At 45.9% G+C, this 16182-nt stretch carries 16 protein-coding genes; 3 read left to right on the top strand and 13 right to left on the bottom strand.

What is annotated here, in order from left to right; genetic code table 11:
- Positions 1-89 precede the first annotated feature (89 nt).
- Positions 90-1631 carry an FAD-dependent monooxygenase gene (locus KNO94_RS01515; RefSeq protein WP_214776978.1) on the top strand — a complete coding sequence of 514 codons (1542 nt, stop codon included), beginning with the start codon at positions 90-92 and terminating at the stop codon, positions 1629-1631.
- A 44-nt stretch (positions 1632-1675) separates the two neighbouring features.
- On the opposite strand, the gene KNO94_RS01510 is transcribed toward KNO94_RS01515, so the two are convergent.
- Positions 1676-1933 carry a hypothetical protein gene (locus KNO94_RS01510; protein ID WP_214740330.1) on the bottom strand — a complete coding sequence of 86 codons (258 nt, stop codon included), beginning with the start codon at positions 1931-1933 and terminating at the stop codon, positions 1676-1678.
- A gap of 95 nt (positions 1934-2028) precedes the next feature.
- On the opposite strand from KNO94_RS01510, the gene KNO94_RS01505 reads away from it, so the two are divergent.
- A complete protein-coding gene (locus KNO94_RS01505; RefSeq protein WP_214776976.1) occupies positions 2029-2316 on the top strand; it encodes a hypothetical protein in 288 nt (95 codons plus the stop codon).
- A gap of 32 nt (positions 2317-2348) precedes the next feature.
- On the opposite strand, the gene KNO94_RS01500 is transcribed toward KNO94_RS01505, so the two are convergent.
- The 8 genes from KNO94_RS01500 to recU all read right to left on the bottom strand — a co-directional run bounded on the left by KNO94_RS01500 (position 2349) and on the right by recU (position 11129).
- A complete protein-coding gene (locus KNO94_RS01500) occupies positions 2349-2924 on the bottom strand; it encodes a nuclease-related domain-containing protein (RefSeq protein WP_214776974.1) in 576 nt (191 codons plus the stop codon).
- A gap of 19 nt (positions 2925-2943) precedes the next feature.
- On the bottom strand, positions 2944-3240 hold the full coding sequence (gene gpsB / locus KNO94_RS01495) for a cell division regulator GpsB (protein WP_214776973.1): 297 nt from the start codon (positions 3238-3240) through the stop codon (positions 2944-2946).
- A 4-nt stretch (positions 3241-3244) separates the two neighbouring features.
- Positions 3245-3790, bottom strand: coding sequence for an SLOG family protein (locus KNO94_RS01490; protein ID WP_214740324.1), 546 nt, complete (start codon positions 3788-3790; stop codon positions 3245-3247).
- Complete coding sequence (locus KNO94_RS01485) at positions 3787-4950, bottom strand: ribonuclease H-like domain-containing protein (protein ID WP_214776971.1); 1164 nt, start codon at positions 4948-4950, stop codon at positions 3787-3789. The genes KNO94_RS01490 and KNO94_RS01485 overlap by 4 nt, the downstream gene beginning before the upstream one ends.
- Entirely contained in the window at positions 4947-7196 is a 2250-nt protein-coding gene (locus KNO94_RS01480) for a DEAD/DEAH box helicase (RefSeq protein WP_214776968.1), read from the bottom strand. Before KNO94_RS01480 ends, KNO94_RS01485 begins: the two co-directional genes overlap by 4 nt.
- Before the next feature lie 17 nt (positions 7197-7213).
- Positions 7214-7774 (bottom strand): hypothetical protein, encoded by a 561-nt coding sequence (locus tag KNO94_RS01475; RefSeq protein ID WP_214740318.1) that lies wholly within the window; start codon positions 7772-7774, stop codon positions 7214-7216.
- Positions 7775-7854: 80 nt separating this feature from the next.
- Positions 7855-10482: a transglycosylase domain-containing protein gene (locus KNO94_RS01470; RefSeq protein ID WP_214776966.1), complete on the bottom strand. Its 2628-nt coding sequence runs from the start codon at positions 10480-10482 to the stop codon at positions 7855-7857.
- A gap of 20 nt (positions 10483-10502) precedes the next feature.
- Positions 10503-11129 (bottom strand): Holliday junction resolvase RecU, encoded by a 627-nt coding sequence (recU, locus tag KNO94_RS01465; RefSeq protein ID WP_214776964.1) that lies wholly within the window; start codon positions 11127-11129, stop codon positions 10503-10505.
- A gap of 340 nt (positions 11130-11469) precedes the next feature.
- Between recU and KNO94_RS01460 the strand changes: the two genes are divergently transcribed.
- Positions 11470-12321, top strand: a complete 852-nt coding sequence (locus KNO94_RS01460; RefSeq protein WP_214740312.1) for a DUF3800 domain-containing protein — start codon at positions 11470-11472, stop codon at positions 12319-12321.
- Positions 12322-12358: 37 nt separating this feature from the next.
- Here the strand turns inward: KNO94_RS01460 and nth are convergent, their stop codons facing one another.
- The 4 genes from nth to KNO94_RS01440 form a co-directional block, all read right to left on the bottom strand.
- Complete coding sequence (gene nth, locus KNO94_RS01455; RefSeq protein WP_214776962.1) at positions 12359-13018, bottom strand: endonuclease III; 660 nt, start codon at positions 13016-13018, stop codon at positions 12359-12361.
- A complete protein-coding gene (locus KNO94_RS01450) occupies positions 13018-13602 on the bottom strand; it encodes a DnaD domain-containing protein (protein WP_214776960.1) in 585 nt (194 codons plus the stop codon). The genes nth and KNO94_RS01450 overlap by 1 nt, the downstream gene beginning before the upstream one ends.
- Positions 13603-13664: 62 nt before the next feature.
- The gene (gene asnS, locus KNO94_RS01445) at positions 13665-14966 is read right to left on the bottom strand and encodes an asparagine--tRNA ligase (RefSeq protein ID WP_214776958.1); all 1302 of its coding nucleotides are present in this window, start codon (positions 14964-14966) and stop codon (positions 13665-13667) included.
- Positions 14967-14986: 20 nt separating this feature from the next.
- Complete coding sequence (locus KNO94_RS01440) at positions 14987-16174, bottom strand: pyridoxal phosphate-dependent aminotransferase (RefSeq protein ID WP_214776956.1); 1188 nt, start codon at positions 16172-16174, stop codon at positions 14987-14989.
- Positions 16175-16182: the final 8 nt, after the last annotated feature.

Genomic DNA, 16182 nt, shown 5'->3' with positions numbered 1-16182 from the left:
CGAATATCTTATACGGTTCTATACCCTACTTTTCGTTTAAGCGGTGCCAATGTCGGAAATATCAATATTAATGATAGGAGTTGATCACCGTGGACGAACAAGTAGATGTATTAATCGTCGGCGCCGGACCAACCGGCCTGACGCTCGGACTCACTTTAGCCAGATATGGCGTTTCATTTCAAATCATCGACCGTAAGACGACCCCGTCGGACAATTCCCGGGCTATCGGGATTCAACCGCGTACAATCGAGGTATTCTCTCGTTTAGATGTTGCTAAAGAAGTGCTCGAACGCGCTCGAACGATTGAACGGGGTAATCTATATTTTTCTGGTCAATGGACAGCCAAACTCGAGTTTTCAAAACTCGTCACTCCTTATCCATTCGTGACGTTACTTCGTCAAAATGAAACAGAAGACATTTTAGAACGCGCTTTACAAAAGCATGGGCATGCTGTAAAGCGAGGAGAAACACTTTCATCCATCACCCAATATCCATCTCGGTCGATCGCTCATTTGACCGGAGCAGATGGTGCCAACCGTTCGGTCGAAGCGAAATACGTCGTTGCCGCAGATGGTGCGAATAGTTCAATCCGTCGGATGCTCGCTCTCCCGTTCAGCGGAAAGTCTTTCAAAGAAGCATGGGTGCTCGCGGATTTAAAGGCGAATTGGCCAATTTCCCGTGAAGAGGTTCATATATTCTTTTCAGACCGAGGCGTTCTAGAAGTATTCCCGCTTACGGACGAAACCATTCGAATCACAGGGAACTTAAGAACAGATGAATCGTTTGAGGAGTCTGATTTGCAAGAATTAGTAGAACAGCGCAGTCACATGCCAGTTGAGATCAAGGAGGTCGAATGGTTCTCCTTGTTCCGTGTCCATAACCGCATGGTCGATTCGTTCATTCACAATCGAATCATATTAATGGGGGATGCGGCCCATATCAATTCTCCCGTCGGTGGACAGGGGATGAACACCGGGATTGCCGATGCCTTCAACCTAGGCTGGAAGCTTTGGCTCCATTTAAAAACCGGTGCTCCCCACCATGTTGTTTCCACGTATCGGGATGAGCGCCAGCACGTAGCTCGCAATGTCTTACAAACAACAAATATTGCGACCGAAATGCTACAGACAACACTTCCCATGTTATTACCGTTCCAAGCAATCGGCGCCGATGTCTTCACACGCGTGAATCTCGTGAATCAAAAAATCACTGAACGGATTTCACAACTTCACTTATCTTATCCAAAAGGATTACGTATGCCGTTTCGTCGTGTCGCCGAAGGCAAGATTTTCCCAGAAACCGAGATTTTACGAACGGATGACGGGTTTCGGACAAAAATATCTGAAATTGCAGACGGACGGTTTCAAGTGCTATTGCTCGATGATGGGAAACGAGATTTAACCTCCATCTATGCCTACTTAAACGAACATCAGGCGTTCATACAAACGATCACGTTGTCAAAAACGAGTCGACCTTTTTTTGACCAAGGTAACGAACTTGCCAAATCGTTGTTCATGAAGCGAGGTATCCTCGTCATTCGACCAGATGGCTATTTATTGCATAAACAACATCATGTCCGTCTTAAACCACTGAAAGACAAGCTGGCCGCATGGTTCCCATCGTCTTCATGATTTTGAAATGGAGAGCTCCACCGTTCTCGGTGAAGCTCTCCATGTTATTGACCTTCTTCAACATTTACATATAAAATACCTGGTTTTGAAAGAGTTAAGTCATAGAACGCTTCAAATGCCTCGATATCTTCTAACTTTCGAAAATCGATTTTTTCAGTCTCTTCATTCGGAATGGCAACAATAATCCCTTCATCGGTCGACTTGATCATCCCTGTTTGTCCATTGTGAATGCGAATGTAGAGTACTTGTTGGTTTTCTAGAAGCGAAATAGCCTCTCTTCTCGATTGCACTGGTTTTTTCATGTGATCCCCTCTTTTCCATTTTAGTATAACGTTCGCTTCATATTGCTTTCAACTCGTGACACCATTAAACTTGTGTAAAGAAGGGGTTGAAGGCATTGGAAACAGTATACATCATCATACTCGCCGTTCTGTTCATCATCCTAGTTACGATTCGAACGATTCGCAACTTAAAATGGGTTCGTTTCGGTGAAGCATTCGGAAAACAGGGTGAAGAACTGTTAGGTGATTATCATTACCTGACAGAGCATGGAATCAATTGTCGTGTGGAACAAGGACTCCCGACCGGCAAATTATTAAAACCACTCGCAAAGAACTTAGATGATCGTGTTGCACTGTTCGTTCATCGTGAGGATGCGGCAAAAGCGAAAGAACTCTTAAAATAGAAAGAAGGCCGAACGTATTTTCGGCCTTCTTTCTATTTATGTATTTGTCTTTCCGAGCAATAGTAAGCAATTTGTTTAACAAGTGGCTCTGTCAACGTCTCAAGATTCGTTTTACTGATGACCTGATTGACAAATTCGAAAGAATCTCCACAATTGGCCTTGACTCGCTTGAGCTTCAACTGTTCCGTTTCCGGAAAAATCAAGAGAGAGTAGACAGGGATGGCTTGCCCACATTCTTTTTTCAATCGTGCCCGAACTTGTTTTGTCATTCGCTCTAACTCCGTGACAGGATGAGGATAGATATGTTTCCATCCCATCGATGTCTCCGTCCGACACTCACGATTCGTCAAATGGACAGGGGCTGAAGTTCGATTTAATTGAATCAAGAATACACCTTTCGGTCCGACAAGTACGTAATGAACGAGATCCTCGCCAAATTCGACTTGTTCAATCATCATCCAGTCAAATCGACATGTGTGTCTAATGTTTTCGACAAGACGATCGGTATAGCATGTTGGTGCTTTCATCACTTCTTCTTTTATACGAAACAGTTTTTTGGTCTGTTGTTTGACCGGTTGCTTTTCCGTAGCCGTTAACACTTGCAACATCGACTCCACCCCCTATTCTTTATTCGCTTGGTCCTACTTGCTTTCCAAAGACTGCTTTTTCGAGATTTGAAATACGGCGCAACATATCATAGTTCGAGGCAACCGGTTGTGCCGGTTTAGTAGGTTCTGCCACTGGCGTTGACTCGCGGCGCAACGAGTCATTCTCTTTTTGAAGACGCTCAATTTCTTTCGCCATCTTTTCATAATCACGAATGACCACATCGAGAAATTGATCGACTTCTTCTTGTGAGTAACCTCGTAGTGCAGTTTTAAATTCTTGTTTATAGATGGTTTCTGCTGTTAATTCGGTTTGCATCGTATCACTCCCATTGTTGTTCCCATTGTTTTTCTTCCTCGATGACACGTAAATCTTCTTGTGTAATGAGAAAGACCTCCATATTCGGCTTTCGCCGGGCCCCATTGACCAGAAAACGGGGACTTCCTTCCGTTTCTTCGTCATATAAGGTAATCAATCCTTCTGCTTTATCTAAAAAGAATGCCGTTTTCGCACGAAGTTGACTCGGATCTTCATATGGACGCTGTGTCAGCGGTTCAAAAAAGTCTGCTTCTAGCTGCAGTTGGACAAATATTTCTTGTTCAAACGGTTTATAGCGTTCATCCATATTCAAGAACGGTGGAAATACCGCAATTTTAATCGGATATGTTTCTCTTACCTCTAACAATACTTGTCCTGCCCACAATTCACAACCATTCGTTCCACTTAGAATAAACCATTCTGCACCTAATTCAATCAGTTCGAGAATCTTTTTCCGGTAAGCTTCCTGAATAATTTCGATTCCAGGATGATCTGCTTTGAAGATTCCGAGTTCGTGTGGACGATATCCTGTGATCGCTACTACTTTCATCGTCGCTTCCTTTCTAGACGAGCCCGTCGATGTTCTAACGCATCCTTCTCGCGTTGCATCGTTTGACGTAACACTGTCCGCTTTTGATCAAGAATCTCTAACGCTCGCTCTGTGTATTCCATCGCAAGATCTACATCTTTCTTTTTGTGCTCGGCGTATTTAGCGAGTTCGACATACCCATCTATCGAGTGAAGCGACTCAAAAAGTGGTAGCGCTTGATCGATTCGACCCGTTCGTTTTAATAACATCGCTTGCCGCATGACGGCACGTTTCGACGGACTTGGTAGTTGCTCAAATTCTTTCAGCGCTTGCTCCTGTTCACCAAGATCATGGAGCCAATGTGCCCGTTCTTCTCCAAAATCCGTGACCGGGGTCGCGACGAGTTGACAGAGGCGCGTATACAAGGAAACAAGGCTTAGACAATCCGCATGATGGTGCTCAAGGACCGGCAACAAAATTTCCGGATTCCGTTCTTTAACGTATTGGAAATAGTGCATCGGTGCCAAAAAACCAGGAAGGTCATCTGTACGACCATGCCCAAAATACGACTCGACCGCTTTTAAAGACACCGATTCAAGTCTCGGTTTTAACAATCGTCTCGCTGCGTGCAGTAAATCTACATGTCCGACAGAAGGTAACTGTTTCACCCGGGATTTGACGAACGTATGTCTCGTCTTGATTTGGGGCCAGTCAAATGACTTCCCGTTATATGTGACAAATCGTACCTCATCCCCGATATCTTGTAAGAAATGATAGTAAAAAGCCGTCTCAAACGCCGGATGAGGTAACACGTACTGAATCATTTCAAGTTGTTCCGCTTGAATTCTAGCGAACCCAATTAAAAAGATAGACGTTCCCGAACCGCGTAAACCGGTCGTTTCCGTGTCCATGAACAGGACTTGGTGAGGTTCTAAATCGACGGCGAAAAATGGATGATCCGTTTGTCCCATCATCTGTCTCGCTTCACCGAACATGAAATCGTGATACACTTCGTCGAGCGGATATGTCTTTCGAATTCGGACGCACCATTCCCCTTCGAACGTTAAAATCTCGCCTCCATGCGCCATCCACTTTTGTTGCTCCACTTCATCAGGAGTTGCTACGTTAGTTTTTGGGGCTGTCTCGTTCGTTTTAATTAATCTAGATAGTTTTGCTTTCATATCGTTCCTTTCAAGGCTTGCAATTGACGAATGACTTGCTGTTTAAAGTCTCCATATCCAATCATTCCGACACAACGTGGGCAACCGCTCTCACACGGACAATCCGTCACCGTCATCTCCGCTGCCTCAAGCACAACGTCCGCATCTTTATAAAGTGCCTCACTGAGACCGATGCCACCTGGATAACGGTCGTATAAATAAACGGTCGGCTTGTTCGTATGGGTCGACTTCATTTGAATCGTTGTAAACAAATCGAGCGTATCACACATGAGATAAAGCGGCGCCAACCTTCTCATCAAATCACTGACCGCTTCCAACTGATCCTCTAGGTCTGCTTCAGAGTAAGCAAATCGTTCATCCAACGTGAACCATGTTGCCGTCGTATGCAATTCTCGCTCCGGAAGATGAATCGGTCCTGATCCAATATTCTCATGCGTCCCGAATTTGATTTTTTTAAAGAGCGTGGCCATCGCGATGACCGAGACTTCACCAAACGTCTTCGCACCATCAGTCTTATTCTCTTCTAGCACTTTTAATTCGACGGCCAAATTCGCATCCGTATAGTAATCGACATCGACTCGACGAACGAACGCTTTCTTTTCTTCAAAATCGAGTTTTTCAACCTGATATTGTTCGGCTCCGTGCAAGTAAATCGCTTCGTCATGTAGCAACGTCATGGCACTGAACGTGTCCATTTCACCGATGACTTGATGTTTCGCTGTCTGATCGACGATGACGACATTTTCTTGATCGCTCGTCCGGAGGGAAATATCGTGCGCCGGGAATGAGTCTGTCATCCAATAATATTTATTCGCTCGTTCGTGTAGTACTTGGGCATCTGTGAGGAATTCTAGAATATCCTCCGTATCGACCGTTCCGAATCGCTCTCCTTTTTGAAATGGCAATTCGAAAGCGGCGCATTTCATGTGGTCGACTAAAATAATCAGGTTGTTCGGATCGAGACGTGCCGCTTCCGGCGAACGGTCTAAAATCAAATCCGGTTGTTCGACGACAAGCTGATCGAGTGAAGAGGACGAGGCCACAAACACGACGAGTGACTCCGAGTGACGTCGTCCGGCCCGACCCGCCTGTTGCCATAGTGATGCGACCGTTCCAGGATAGCCGTTGAGTACACAGGCCTGCAGTTGCCCGATATCCACACCAAGTTCTAGCGCGTTTGTCGACACGACCGCTTTGATTTCTCCATTACGTAATCGGCGTTCAATCTCACGTCGTTCAGAAGGAAGATAACCTCCTCGATAGCCAACAATCGATTTTGGACCTAGCTCACGCCGCGTCAGTTCTTGTAAATACGTCAACAATACTTCGACTCGTACACGTGACCTCGCGAACACAATCGTTTGAATGTTCGCCTCCACGAGTCTTGAAGCAATCCGTTTCGTCTCGAGCGTTGCACTCCGGCGGATTCCGAGCGCTTCATTGACGACAGGCGGATTGTAGAAGACGAGATGTTTCTTTCCTTGTGGTGCCCCGTTTCGGTCGATTAATACGACTTCCTCTTCGGTCAACAACTCGGCGAGTTCACGCGGATTCGCGATGGTTGCGGATGTCATAATCCATTTCGGATGACTGCCATAATAGGCACAAATTCGTTTTAACCGTCGAAATACGTTCGCCACATGACTTCCAAACACGCCACGATACGTGTGCAACTCATCGACGACGATATATTCTAAATTTTCGAATAGTCGAATCCATTTCGTATGGTGCGGTAAGATGCCTGAATGAAGCATATCCGGATTCGTGATGACGATATTTCCCGCATCACGGACTTTCGTTCGTGCAGCGGGTGACGTATCACCATCATACGTAAAACATCGCAGATTCCCTTCAAGGGCTTCGACCATTTCCATCAAGTCACTGTTTTGGTCTTGTGCGAGGGCTTTTGTCGGATACAGATAGAGCGCACGAGCAGTCGGTTTCTCAATCATTCTCGACAAGACAGGTAAGTTATAACAAAGTGTCTTACCGGACGCAGTCGGTGTTACGATGACTGTCGAGTGTCCGGCTGCCGTTTGCTTTACTGCTTCAGCTTGATGCGTATACAATTGCTCGATTCCACGATTGTTAAGGACTGTCACCAACTGTTCAGGCACTTGATCAGGGATCGGAGCATATTGGGCCGGTCTTGCATCGACCGTGTGCCAATGGCGGACGTGACTTGAAAAACCAGGGTCTTCTTTTAGTTCATTTATGATTTCTTCAACAGAACGCGATTTCCGCATCAGTTCACCTTCTTTTATTAAGAATTCGAAGGTGCAAGTTCCACTACGACTTGCTGGATGTGAGTCATCCTTTCATCTCGTACCATTCTCGATACGGCGGGCATTTTTAATATGGTCATATGTTGAAAGGTAGAAGCGACATGTTCATTCTCTTCTTCAAGACGGTTGAGTGCGTCTGAGAATAGACGCTGTGTCGAGCGCCCGAACAAGACAATGGTATGTAGCTTCGTACATTTCGAATGAACCGCTAATAGATGTTTGGCGTAGCGCTGCACCGTTTTATAATAATCCTCATCTGTCGATAACGCTTGACGGCTCCCTCGAAGGAGGTCCGGATAATACGGTTCCTCGCCTGTGAACATCGTTTCGACACCGATTCGTTTTAAATAAGAGTGTCCAATCGCCTCAGCGACAGTTTGATCCTGGATGAGACGTCCGAGTGGAATCGACTCCTTTAATAGCAGATGTGAAAGCTTTAATCCAAGATGTCCGCCCAGAGGTACGCCGAAATCGTCGTCTTGCAATCGATCAATGACAAGTAATACCTTCATCTTACGCTTTAAAGAGAGTTGAACCATGTGTCACCATCCTGTTCCCTTTCTTTTTATTATAACAAAGTCACACGAAAAACAGGGCGCACAATGTCGCCCTGTCTTCGTTAGTTGTTTCCGTTATTCGAATTGCCATTCCCACGATTCGTGTCGGATGATCCATTATTCGACTGCCCGTCTATAGGAGTTCCCGTTCCTTCTCCATCAGTCGGTTGATCGGTGCCTTCATCTGTAGTACCTTCATCAGTCGCTGGCTCATCAGGATTTTGTTCGTCTGTTGTACCGTCATCGGTTCCGTTACCGTTACCGTTTCCGTTTCCGTTACCATTGTTATTTTCATTCCCGTTGCCGTTGTTCTCATCCGTTGGGTTATCTTCAGAATCACCATCTTCGGACGTGTTATCTTCTTCATCCTTTGGTTCTTCTTTCGGTTCGATCGAGTAACTTGCCTGTGCCGGGGCAGACTGCTGTTCACCCGTCAATGGGTTGGTCGCCTTGGCGACGATGGTGAACGTTGTATCCCCTTCAGGTAAGTTCGAGATATCGATACTTGTTTCTCCGGTCGTTCCTACAACTTTTTCTCCACCATCAGCAGAGTTCTGCGTAACCGTAAACGTGACGTCATTAAAACCATCCGCCTTCACAGCATCGAAATCATATGACCATGAGACAGAACCTGCTTTTGACTCTTCATCGTAGTTGACGCTTGCACCTGTTGGAGCGGCCAATTTCTCAGGTTGAAGATCTTTTGGCTTCGTCCCTTTGACATAAAGTTCACTTCCGAGTGACAAGACGGAGTCTGGACGTTGGAAGCGATCCGGTTGTCCCGTCGCATTCGTCACTTGTTGCATCATATACTCGAAGTAGTATTGGGCGTAGTTCGGTTTATTGGCAGTTTCACTAGCACCGCTGACTTTACCCGTCCAAACGGAAATCGAGTAATCTGTCGTGTAACCCGTAAACCATTTGTCCTGCTCATCGTTGGTCGTTCCGGTCTTACCTGCTACGTCCCAAGGGAATGCACCAGGTTCATACGTCCCGTTCGCACCACTCACGACGTCACGGAGCATGTCCGTCAGCATGTATGCTGTATAGTCTTCCATCGCCTGTTTCGCTTTGATTGGTGAATTGATACTCGAGCCATCGTTGAATTCAATTTTTTGAATCACATGAGGCTTCGTATACATCCCGTTCGTACCAAAGGCAGCATACGCGGCAGCCATTTGAGTTGTGCTTGCTTCAGCGGCACCTAGGGCGTTCGCTTCCAACAATTCTTCCCCGGCATACATTGGTTCGATTCCTACATTTTTTGCGAAGGATTCGATGGCACCCTGACCAAATTCATCGCGTACTTCTTGGAAAGCTCGAACCGCTGGCGTGTTCCCTGAAATCGTCAAGAAATACCGCATCGTGTTCTGACCACGATATTCCTGATAATAGTTATTCGGTTTGTAAGACCCTTCGAGCGGTGCATCGAGTAAGATCTTCCCGGTAGACCATTGACCGTTCTCGATTCCCGGACCGTAATCAAAGATTGGTTTGGCCGTCGAACCGATTTGACGCTTCTCATTCGAGTAATCACGATACGACTTGTCACCTTGTTTTGCCTGTTGGCTATCGATGATGGCAACTATTTCACCAGTCTTCGTATTCAGCACGGTTGCACCCATACGAAGTTCGTCAGCCGGGAAACTTCCACCCGGAATGTTGACATTATCCGACTTGATATCACTGTTGAATTTAGTGTGTAACTCTTTATTGATTGACGTATAGACTTTTAATCCTGTTCCATAGATATCCGATTGTTCAAGTCCATAGTCTTCCTCAAGCTCGGCTTGGACACGTGAATAGATCGCACGTGTGAATGCTTCCTCTTCCGTCTCTTCTCCTGGCGAAATCACATCGGCAATTTCGACATCCAACGCTTCATTATATTGTTCTTCCGTGATGTGCCCATCCCGTTTCATCGCAGACAACACCTGTTCCTGACGATAACGTGTCAATTCTTGATCACCGTTGATTGGGTCATATGCGCTCGGTCGTTGCGGAAGACCGGCGAGAATTGCGGCTTCTTGGTAATTCACTTCTGATACCGGCTTGTTGAAGTAGCGTTTTGAAGCGGTTTGCACACCATATCCACCGCTACCATAGTAGTTTTTGTTCAAGTACATCTCTAAAATCTGTTCTTTCGTATACTCACGTTCGAGTTTAAGGGCGAGCCATTGCTCCTGAAGCTTACGCTTCAATTTTTTATCTGTCGAAAGGAAAGATTGTTTGACTAACTGTTGCGTGATGGTCGACCCACCTTCTGCCCCGAATCCATCAGTCAAGTTGGCAAGAACAGCGCCGCCGATACGTCGTAAATCGATTCCATTGTGTTCATAGAAACGACGGTCTTCAATCGAAACGACTGCTTGTTGCATCACTTCTGAAATATCGTCAATCGAAACGTACTCCCGTATTTGACCTGCTCCTTCGAGCGGCTCCCCTTCAGCAGAAAGCAATTGAATCGGATACGTATCCACAAGCTTTTCTTCATCAAGTTCTGGTGCTGTCGCAATCGCATACACCGTGTAGGCACCGAGCGCGATGACCGCTGCCACAAATAACATGAATCCTAATAAAAAGATGCGTTTCCACATCGGTTTCTTACTCTTCGTCTTTGGTTGTTTCCCAGTTTTTTTGCGTTTATTCGTCGTCGAATCTTGTCGACGTGCGACCCTACTTCGCTCCATTCATGGTTCACTCCTTCTATTCAATCGAGCCATTGATCAAGCACCGTCAAATAGTCAATCGACGGTAAGGCTCTCGTCGGAACTTCAATCGCTTCCTGTTCGATAAAGCTGAGCGGAATCGATTTTCGTCCCGTCAAACGTTGTTCCCACCACTGCACCAGTTGCTCCGTGGTCAATACATATTGCGTATTATAGCGACTAAAACGAATGATGACAAAACAAATTCCTCCATGTCGCTCGCACTCGCGCATATGTTCAATCTGGTGTTCATGAAAATTGCCTAGCGGAAACGATGTCTTATTATTCGTTTCTTTTGCTTCAAAGTCAACGTACTTGCCGCGGTACACTCCGTTATAGTCCGTCGTAGACGCCTGTTTAAAGTAAGCTTCTGTCACTTTAGCGGCACTTCGCTTCGGATAATCTACTTTGACGATTTGTAGCGGTGTCGGTTTTTTATGGATGACGGCTTGATGATGAATACGATAAAATTCATTCGTCTCATTTAACAACGTCTCCAAGTTCATTCCGCGGTTCGCATAGGTTTCAGAATTCGATGATCGTTTAGAATTTCCTTCTCCTATAGATGTCTTTGTCGTGTTTGCTTTCTTACCGTTTGGATAATGGAACAATGTCGTCACCTCATACATACATATTAACAGGTCAGTCCACTCGTTCCTTCCGTCTCAGGTCTGATTGTCGACTTCTGTCGGTCGACACTTGTGTGGATTTACCGCAACACATATCGTACCAAACTCCCGTATGTTAAACTAGTATGTAAGCGATTGTGTATCCAAATTGAAAAGCTCTCGTTATGTATGTCCCGATTGTTTTTCTATGATAATAGCACCCTTAGTGTTTATCCAAGTTGACCGATTGATAAACCTAATTGATGTCATTCTTAAAAAAGGGTGCAATAGTTGTGTAGTCAAGATACAGTGGAAATAAAATAGGTGATTTAAAAACGTTAAGCCGTTTTGGAGGGATTGGATGGAAAGTGGAAAGAAGTATGTCATGTTCGTCGACGAAACTGGGACACCTAAAGGGAATACACAGTTCAATTTGACGGGTGTCCTTATGGAATATAAGTATTCAATCGATGCGGACGAAACCGGATTACCTTGTGAACTGAAACGGAGGCTACATGCGTTTAAACGAGATGTGTTTAATACGGAGCAAATCCCGTTACATTTAAAAGAAATTTTAAAAGCAGAACATCCTTATGGAAAAGAGGATGGAATCACAATTGATATGTTACGCGATTTTTGGGATAAACTCCCTGAGTTTTTACAAGGAATCGATTGCACGATTGTCAGTGTCGAGGTGGATAAGCAAAAATTGCATGATTTCTACTCGACGCCAAAAGACCCATATGTCGTCGCCTTCGCTCACTTGATGAAGTCATTCTACGCATTTTTAGAAGAGACGGAAGCGGTCAGTGCTCGTGTCGTCCTTGAATCACGGGATGATTATCAAAACCTGTTAATCCAAAAAGCATTTTTCGATATTTTCAATTCAGGTACGGTTCACCTCGATGTCGAAAAGAGTCGCCAAAAAATTAAAGGCTTTATCTTTTCTGAGAAGCAGAACACGATGTATCAATCGGGGCTCGAAATCGCCGACCTCGTTTGTCTACCACTCTCTCGTGTCCGTCGCGGCGTGATTGAAGTGAAACCACGGTTCGTCCATTATGGGGACGAGAACCGAATCTTTAAAGCAATCAAGGACAAAATTTACATCCGTAAAGAAAGTCCAGACCAAGATTTTCGCAACTGGGGCTTCAAAAAAGTGCCGATCACGAAAAAACGTCGCGAATGGAGCGACCACCCTTGGAACCATTAATCAAAAACGCACCGACACCTTTCGTGTCGATGCGTTTTTATTTGGTGACTTCCTGTGACTTCATTCGTTTCTTTCCTTCACGGCACATATGAAGTAGTGGACACGCCTCACAACCCGGACGTTGTGCCTTACAATGATAACGGCCGAAAAAAATGAATTGATGATGAAGTTGAGACCATTCCTCGCGTGGAAACTTTTTCATCAACGTATCCTCGACTTGACGGACATTGTCTTTCCAGCGACAGATGCCGAGACGCTTCGATACTCGCTCTACATGGGTGTCAACTGCAAACGCAGGTTCATGAAATGCGACAGATAGGACGACATTGGCCGTTTTACGACCGACTCCAGGGAGCGCCTCCAACGATGCTCGGTCAGAAGGGACAATGCCACCATGCTCGTTCACAATTTTTTCTGAGAGTGCTTTTACATTCTTCGCCTTGTTTCGATAAAGACCAATTCGTTTAATCAATGACTCAATCTCAGACACATCAGCCGCGGCCATCGCCTCGACCGTCGGAAACGCTTCAAACAAACCCGGCGTCACCTTGTTGACGAGTGCATCCGTCGCTTGTGCGGAGAGCGCGACGGCGACCACCAATTCGAATGGATTTTGATGCGTCAACTCACAATGAGCATCCGGGAACATTTGCTTCATCGTATCTGACACTTCCTGTAATTGTGCTCGCGTCAACATCACTTATTCCTCCGTTGATATTCCACGACATCCTCGAGCGATTCGACATGGTGGTCTTGCCAAACACGCAGGATTTTGTCCATGTATTTGAAGTTTCGCACGTTTCGAAGTTTCGCTTCCCGAAGCGCGGCCATGATGAGTTCCTCACTGAAGCCATCTTCTGTCATCCACCCTACGATTTGTTCGATTTCGAACGGGGTAATGGTTCCAAATTCACGTTCGAACGTATGAATGATATTTTCACTTAGCATCTGCTGCGGCGCTGATTTTTCTTCTCCTTGTAACGCCTTGAAAAGTGGCAAAAGGCTGTATCGTTCGCCCGCAGTGGACGCGTCAATCGCAATCAATTCCTTCTGCAATAGACCGAGTAACACAGATCGCGCCTCATTCTCCGAGATGTTCAATCGTTTCCCTAATTCACTTGGGAGCGGCATGACAATCCCTTCTCCGGTCATTTCAAGAAGATGAACGATGAGACTGAATTCGACGGGTGATAAATCAAGTCGTCTTGCATCAGTAAACAATTTTCGCGGAATGACGACCGGACTTTGCTCGAATAATTGAATTAATTGATGTGCATCCATGTCGCACTTCCTTTCTAAGACACATCAATCGGGGAGGACATAATGTCTTCCCCGATTAATCGTTAAGGGTGAATTCGGTTTAAAAGACGTGGGAACGGGATCGCTTCACGAATATGTTCAATACCGCTGATCCAAGCGACCGTACGCTCAAGTCCGAGTCCGAATCCAGAGTGTGGGACCGAACCATATTGACGAAGTTCGAGATACCAGTCATACGCATCTGTTTCGTCGAGACCTTCTTTAATGATTTCTACTTTTAGACGATCGTAGTCGTCCTCACGTTGTGACCCTCCGATAATTTCTCCATACCCTTCTGGTGCAATCAAGTCAGCACAGAGAACGAGTTCTGGATTCTCAGGATCCACTTTCATATAGAATGGTTTGATTTCTTTTGGCCAATGCGTGATGAAGACCGGCTTATCATGTGCATTAGCAATCGCTGTCTCATGCGGCGCACCGAAATCATCACCATACTCGATATCGTCGAATCCTTCTGCCTTCAAGAATTTGATCGCATCTTCATAACGAACACGCGGGAACGGCGCTTGTACTTGTGCCAATTTCTCAAGGTCACGTCCGAGAAGTTCAAGCTCATCTTTGCAGTTTTCAAGCGCTGATTGCGCGATGTATGACACGTATTGCTCTTGAATTTCGAGGTTCATGTCATGATCGACGAATGCCATCTCTGGCTCGATCATCCAGAACTCAATCAAGTGGCGACGTGTTTTCGATTTTTCCGCACGGAACGTTGGACCGAACGAGAATACTTTTCCGAGGGCCATTGCCGCGGCTTCCATGTACAATTGACCCGTCTGAGAAAGGTAGGCTGATTGACCGAAATAGTCTGTCTCGAACAATTCTGTCGTTCCTTCCGGTGCACTGCTCGTAAGGATTGGCGGATCGATTTTGACGAATCCTTCTTTGTTGAAGAACTCATATGTCGCACGAATGATTTCGTTACGAACTTTCATAATTGCGTGTTGGCGACGTGAACGTAGCCATAAGTGACGGTTGTCCATCAAGAATTCCGTTCCGTGCTCTTTTGGTGTGATTGGATAATCCACCGATTCCGCAATCACTTCTAAATCAGACACTTCTAATTCAAAGCCAAGTGGTGTACGTCCGCCATCTGACTTGACGTTCCCTGTGACCCAAACCGACGTTTCTTGCGTCACACCTTTGGCAAGGGTGAACAGTTCTTCCGCCACGTCAGCTTTTACAACGACCGCTTGAGCAAATCCGCTCCCGTCACGTAATTGAAGGAAGGCAATCTTCCCACTCGAACGTTTGTTGGCAATCCAAGCGCCGACGCGGACCGTTTGGCCTTCATAATCTTTAAATTGGTTAATCGAAATTGTTGTCATGTCCATTTCCATCCTTTCGCTTATCGAGCGCGCTTCGTAACGAAGTCTTCTACTCGATCGAGCGCCTCTAGTACGCGTTTTAATTCTGTTGCATAGGATAATCGTACGTAATCGTCTTGTCCGAATCCTGAACCCGGAACAAGTGCCACGTTTGCCTCTTCAAGTACCGCTTCGCACCATGCGTCGACTGATTCATAGCCGCTCTCTGTCGCGGCAACTTTTGCGTTGGCATATAAGTAAAACGCACCTTGTGGCTTCAAGCATGTGATGCCCGGGATTTGAATAAGGCGGTCATAAACGATATCGAGTCGTTCTTCAAATGATTGTCGCATCATTTCTACGTCATCTTGTGGTCCATTGTACGCTTCCACGGAAGCCGCTTGAGCAACGGATGTTGGGTTTGATGTCGAGTGTGATGCCAAGTTCGTCATCGCACCGATCACTTTTGCATCCCCAACGGCATACCCGATGCGCCATCCCGTCATGGCATGTGATTTTGAGACACCATTGATGATGATTGTCCGTTCTCGCATATTCGGGAGTGTTGCAATCGAGACGAACGTTGCATCACCGTAAATCAATTTTTCATAGATTTCATCGCTCACGACGAGTAAATCGTGACGTAGAACGACGTCAGCAAGTGCCTGTAGCTCTTCTTTCGTGTAAATCATTCCAGTCGGATTCGAAGGGCTGTTTAAAATCACCGCTTTCGTTCGATCCGTGATTGCACGTTCCAATTGTTCCGGCGTCAATTTGAAAGACGTCGATTCGTCTGTATCAACCAAAACAGGTTCTCCGTCTGCTAATTTGATTTGCTCTGGATAACTGACCCAGTACGGAGTCGGGACAATCACTTCGTCCCCCTCATCTAAAATCGCTTGGAACAATGCATAAAGGGCATGTTTCGCACCTGAAGCGACCATCACCTCGTTACGCTCGAACACTAATCCGCTGTCGCGTTTCGTTTTCTCAATAATGGCATCTTTCAAGGCGACGGTACCACCAGATGGTGTATACTTCGTATCGCCATCTCGAGCCGCTTGACACGCGGCATCAATGATTCGTTCCGGTGTATTGAAATCAGGTTCGCCTGCTCCGAGACCAATGACATCTTTACCTGAAGCCTTAAGAGCCTTTGCTTTAGCCGTGATTGCCAATGTTGTCGATGGTGTAAGTTGTTTTACACGTTTTGCTAGTAGATGTTCCATCCATATCC

The sequence above is a fragment of the Exiguobacterium sp. s22 genome, from assembly GCF_018617455.1.
Lineage (GTDB): Bacteria > Bacillota > Bacilli > Exiguobacteriales > Exiguobacteriaceae > Exiguobacterium.
The sequence above is the reverse complement of the archived record's forward strand: the minus strand, read 5'-3'. Positions and strand labels throughout refer to the sequence as shown.

Excerpts from the sequence above, each read along its gene's own strand:
- KNO94_RS01470 (WP_214776966.1), bottom strand. The coding sequence starts at position 10,482 with ATGGAGCGAAGTAGGGTCGCACGTCGACAAGATTCGACGACGAATAAA.
- KNO94_RS01450 (WP_214776960.1), bottom strand. The coding sequence starts at position 13,602 with ATGGATGCACATCAATTAATTCAATTATTCGAGCAAAGTCCGGTCGTC.
- KNO94_RS01480 (WP_214776968.1), bottom strand. The coding sequence starts at position 7,196 with ATGCGGAAATCGCGTTCTGTTGAAGAAATCATAAATGAACTAAAAGAA.
- KNO94_RS01460 (WP_214740312.1), top strand. The coding sequence starts at position 11,470 with ATGGAAAGTGGAAAGAAGTATGTCATGTTCGTCGACGAAACTGGGACA.
- nth (WP_214776962.1), bottom strand. The coding sequence starts at position 13,018 with ATGTTGACGCGAGCACAATTACAGGAAGTGTCAGATACGATGAAGCAA.
- KNO94_RS01490 (WP_214740324.1), bottom strand. The coding sequence starts at position 3,790 with ATGAAAGTAGTAGCGATCACAGGATATCGTCCACACGAACTCGGAATC.
- KNO94_RS01475 (WP_214740318.1), bottom strand. The coding sequence starts at position 7,774 with ATGGTTCAACTCTCTTTAAAGCGTAAGATGAAGGTATTACTTGTCATT.
- KNO94_RS01485 (WP_214776971.1), bottom strand. The coding sequence starts at position 4,950 with ATGAAAGCAAAACTATCTAGATTAATTAAAACGAACGAGACAGCCCCA.
- gpsB (WP_214776973.1), bottom strand. The coding sequence starts at position 3,240 with ATGCAAACCGAATTAACAGCAGAAACCATCTATAAACAAGAATTTAAA.
- recU (WP_214776964.1), bottom strand. The coding sequence starts at position 11,129 with ATGTATGAGGTGACGACATTGTTCCATTATCCAAACGGTAAGAAAGCA.
- KNO94_RS01500 (WP_214776974.1), bottom strand. The coding sequence starts at position 2,924 with ATGTTGCAAGTGTTAACGGCTACGGAAAAGCAACCGGTCAAACAACAG.
- KNO94_RS01510 (WP_214740330.1), bottom strand. The coding sequence starts at position 1,933 with ATGAAAAAACCAGTGCAATCGAGAAGAGAGGCTATTTCGCTTCTAGAA.
- asnS (WP_214776958.1), bottom strand. The coding sequence starts at position 14,966 with ATGACAACAATTTCGATTAACCAATTTAAAGATTATGAAGGCCAAACG.
- KNO94_RS01440 (WP_214776956.1), bottom strand. The coding sequence starts at position 16,174 with ATGGAACATCTACTAGCAAAACGTGTAAAACAACTTACACCATCGACA.